Origin of the sequence: Streptomyces sp. WAC05292 (genome assembly GCF_003949955.1) — a bacterium.
Classification (GTDB): Bacteria; Actinomycetota; Actinomycetes; order Streptomycetales; family Streptomycetaceae; genus Streptomyces; species Streptomyces globosus.
Genome location: NZ_RPSE01000528.1, coordinates 1 through 3415, shown reverse-complemented (window position 1 = coordinate 3415; position 3415 = coordinate 1). Strand labels below are relative to the sequence as shown.

At 72.0% G+C, this 3415-nt stretch carries 3 protein-coding genes; 1 reads left to right on the top strand and 2 read right to left on the bottom strand.

Annotation, left to right across the window (positions count from 1 at the left end; all coding sequences use genetic code 11):
- The first annotated feature begins 650 nt into the window (after nt 1–650).
- Nucleotides 651–1649, top strand: coding sequence for a tryptophan--tRNA ligase (gene trpS / locus EF903_RS30460; protein ID WP_125548216.1), 999 nt, complete (start codon nt 651–653; stop codon nt 1647–1649).
- A gap of 52 nt (nt 1650–1701) precedes the next feature.
- Here trpS and proC read toward each other — a convergent pair whose 3' ends face one another.
- Together proC and EF903_RS30450 are read right to left on the bottom strand one after the other, a co-directional pair.
- Nucleotides 1702–2511, bottom strand: a complete 810-nt coding sequence (gene proC / locus EF903_RS30455) for a pyrroline-5-carboxylate reductase (protein ID WP_125548215.1) — start codon at nt 2509–2511, stop codon at nt 1702–1704.
- Nucleotides 2512–2632: 121 nt separating this feature from the next.
- The gene (locus EF903_RS30450; protein ID WP_125548214.1) at nt 2633–3331 is read right to left on the bottom strand and encodes an ABC transporter permease; all 699 of its coding nucleotides are present in this window, start codon (nt 3329–3331) and stop codon (nt 2633–2635) included.
- Between the last annotated feature and the right edge of the window lie 84 nt (nt 3332–3415).

Sequence of the window (3415 nt, the reverse complement as noted above, 5' to 3'; positions counted from 1 at the left end):
CCGCAGTAACACTTACTGGGGCTTTCCTCCGGGCTTTCGTTCTTGCGTTTCCGACTCTATCAGAGTCTTTCGCGCTCCGCTTTCCGGGGTTTTCGCTTTCGCGCTTTCCCTTTCCGGCGGTTCCGACTCTATCAGACCCTCTCGGGGCTGACTCCCAGTCAGCGGGATTCGCCTTGGGGGCCGTTGACCCTTGCAGCGGTGTGAGACATTAGCGGATTCCTCGCCCCCGATGCCAATCGGCGGCTGCGTCCTGGAACGCGGATTCCCCATTCGCAAATACGCATGAAAACGAGACGGCACAGTGCGCCGTTCGCTCGTGTGTGTAGTGCGGGATGGCTGTCCGGGGACCGACCGGAGTCGGCGCTCACGTCGGACAACTCGAAGAACCCTACGGATGGGGCACGGGTGTGTCAACTTCCGCGACGCACGGCCTGCCGGCCGCTACTGTGGCCGCCATGACCACGCGCGCACTCGTACCGAACCTCTGCTGGTGGCCCGCCTGACGGCGGCCGATCCACCACGCGAGCACGCACGCGCTCACGGCCGCCGCCTCGGCGGCCTTTTTCGTTCCTCCCCGCATCCGCGGAGTGGCCCGGCCGCACCTGCAGGCGGCGGCCCCCACACCGACACGGACAGGGAGAGACACCGACATGACGCGGATCTTCAGCGGGATCAAGCCGACCGGCCACCTGACGCTGGGCAACTACCTGGGTGCCGTACGGCAGTGGGTCGAGGCCGAGCAGAAGCCCGACGACGCCCTGTTCTGCGTCGTCGACCTGCACGCGCTGACCGTCGACCACGATCCGGCGCGGGTGCGCCGGCTCAGCCGGCAGGCGGCGACGCTGCTGCTGGCGGCCGGGCTGTCGCCCGATCGGTGCACCCTCTTCGTCCAGAGCCACGTCGACGAGCACACGCGGCTCGCGTACCTGCTGGAGTGCACCGCCACCGACGGCGAGCTGCGGCGGATGGTCCAGTACAAGGAGAAGGCGGGGCAGGCCCGGGGCGCGGGGGCCGGTGTGCGGCTGTCGCTGCTGACGTACCCGGTGCTGATGGCGGCCGACATCCTCGCGTACGGGGCCGAGGAGGTTCCGGTCGGGGAGGATCAGCGTCAGCACGTCGAGCTGACCCGGGACCTGGCCGTCCGCTTCAACCAGCGGTACGGGCACACGTTCGCGGTGCCGCGGGCGGTGCACCCGGCGGTGGCGGCGCGTGTGATGGACCTCCAGGACCCGGCTTCGAAGATGGGCAAGTCGTTCGGGGAGGGGCCCGGCGTGGTGTTCCTGCTGGACGAGCCCGAGACGGTGCGGCGGAAGGTGATGCGGGCCGTCACCGACAGCGGGGACGGAGGCGTCGTCTACGACCGGGCCGGGCGGCCCGGGGTCGCGAACCTGCTGGACATCCTCGCCGCCTGCACGGGCGGGGACCCGGCGGCCCTCGCCGACGGGTACGTCGGGTACGGGGCGCTGAAGCGCGACGTGGCCGAGGCGGTGGTGGAGGTGCTGCGGCCGCTGCGGGAGCGGCACGCCGAGCTGGCGGCGGATCCCGCGGCGGTGGACCGCGTGCTGCGCGAGGGTGCTGCGCGGGCGAGGGCGCTGGCGCGGCCGGTGGTGGACCGGGCGTACGAGGCGATCGGGCTCCTGGCGCCCTGAAAGGGAGGACCGCGGGGGCGGGGGCTCTGCCCGCCCCCGCCCCCGCCCGCCGTCAGTTGCTGCCGGTGGCGAGTTCCCGGCTGCGGTCGCGGGCCGCTTCCAGGGCGGCGATGAGGGCCGCGCGGACGCCGTGCCGTTCGAGTTCGACGATCGCGTTGATGGTGGTGCCGGCCGGGGAGGTGACGGCCTCGCGGAGCTTGACCGGGTGCTCGCCGCTGTCGCGGAGCATGACGGCCGCGCCGATGGCGGCCTGGACGATGAGGTCGTGGGCCTGGGCGCGGGGCAGGCCGAGGAGGATGCCGGCGTCGGTCATGGCCTCGACGAGGTAGTAGAAGTAGGCGGGCCCGGAGCCGGAGAGGGCGGTCGCGGCGTCCTGCTGGGATTCGGGGACGCGGAGGGTCTTGCCGACACCGCCGAAGATCTCCTCGGTGTGGGCGAGGTGCTCGGCGGTGGCGTGGCTGCCGGCCGAGATGACGGACATGGCCTCGTCGACGAGGGCCGGGGTGTTGGTCATGACGCGGACGACGGGCGTGCCGGCGGCGAGCCGCTCCTCGAAGAAGGAGGTGGGGATGCCGGCGGCGCCGCTGATGACGAGGCGGTCGGCGGGTACGTGCGGGGCGAGCTCGTCGAGGAGGCGGCCCATGTCCTGCGGCTTGACGGTGAGGATGAGGGTGTCGGCCCGCTCGGCGGCCTCGGCGTTGCCGACGGCTTCGACGCCGTAGCGGGCGCGCAGTTCCTCGGCCCGTTCGGTGCGGCGGGCGGTGACGAGGAGCTTCCCGGCGGGCCAACCGCCGCGGATCATGCCGCTGAGCAGGGCCTCGCCGATCTTTCCGGTACCGAGGACTGCGACTGTCTGGGTCATGCGGTGTCACCTCGTCGAGCTGGCTGCTGCTGTTGCTGCGGGCGCGCGGGCGGGCGTGCCCTCCTCGCCTGCTCATCCTTTCACCCGCGGGCGCGGCGGCGAGGGGGTGTCCGCAGTGCGGTCAGGGGGTGCGGCGGCGGAGGGTGGCGGCGCCGAGGGTGAGGACGAGCAGGGCGCAGGCGGCGACGACGGCGGTGTCGCGGACGAAGTCGGCGGTCATGTCGGTGTGGGTGAGGACCTGGGTCATGCCGTCGACGGCGTACGACATGGGCAGGACGTCGGAGAGGCGTTCCAGGACGGGCTGCATCGTGTCGCGGGGTGCGAACAGGCCGCACAGCAGGAGCTGCGGGAAGATCACGGCCGGCATGAACTGGACGGCCTGGAACTCGGAGGCGGCGAACGCGGACACGAACAGTCCGAGTGCGGTGCCGAGGAGGGCGTCGAGGAGCGCGACGAGGAGCAGCAGCCACGGCGAGCCGACGACGTCGAGTCCGAGGACGGACAGGGCGAGGCCGGTGGCGAGGACGGACTGCAGGACGGCGACGGCGCCGAAGGCGAGGGCGTAGCCGGCGACGAGGTCGCCCTTGGCCAGCGGCATGGCGAGGAGGCGTTCGAGGGTGCCGGAGGTGCGTTCGCGGAGGGTGGCGATGGAGGTCACCAGGAACATCGTGATCAGCGGGAAGATCCCGAGGAGGGATGCGCCGATGCCGTCGAAGGTGCGGGGGCTGCCGTCGAAGACGTAGCGGAGCAGGGTCAGCATCAGGACGGGGACCAGCAGCATCAGGGCGATGGAGCGCGGGTCGTGGCGGAGCTGGCGCAGGACGCGGGCGGGCGTGCCCTCCTCGCCTGCTCATCCTTTCACCCGCGGGCGCGGCGGCGAGGGGGTGTCCGCAGTGCGGTCAGG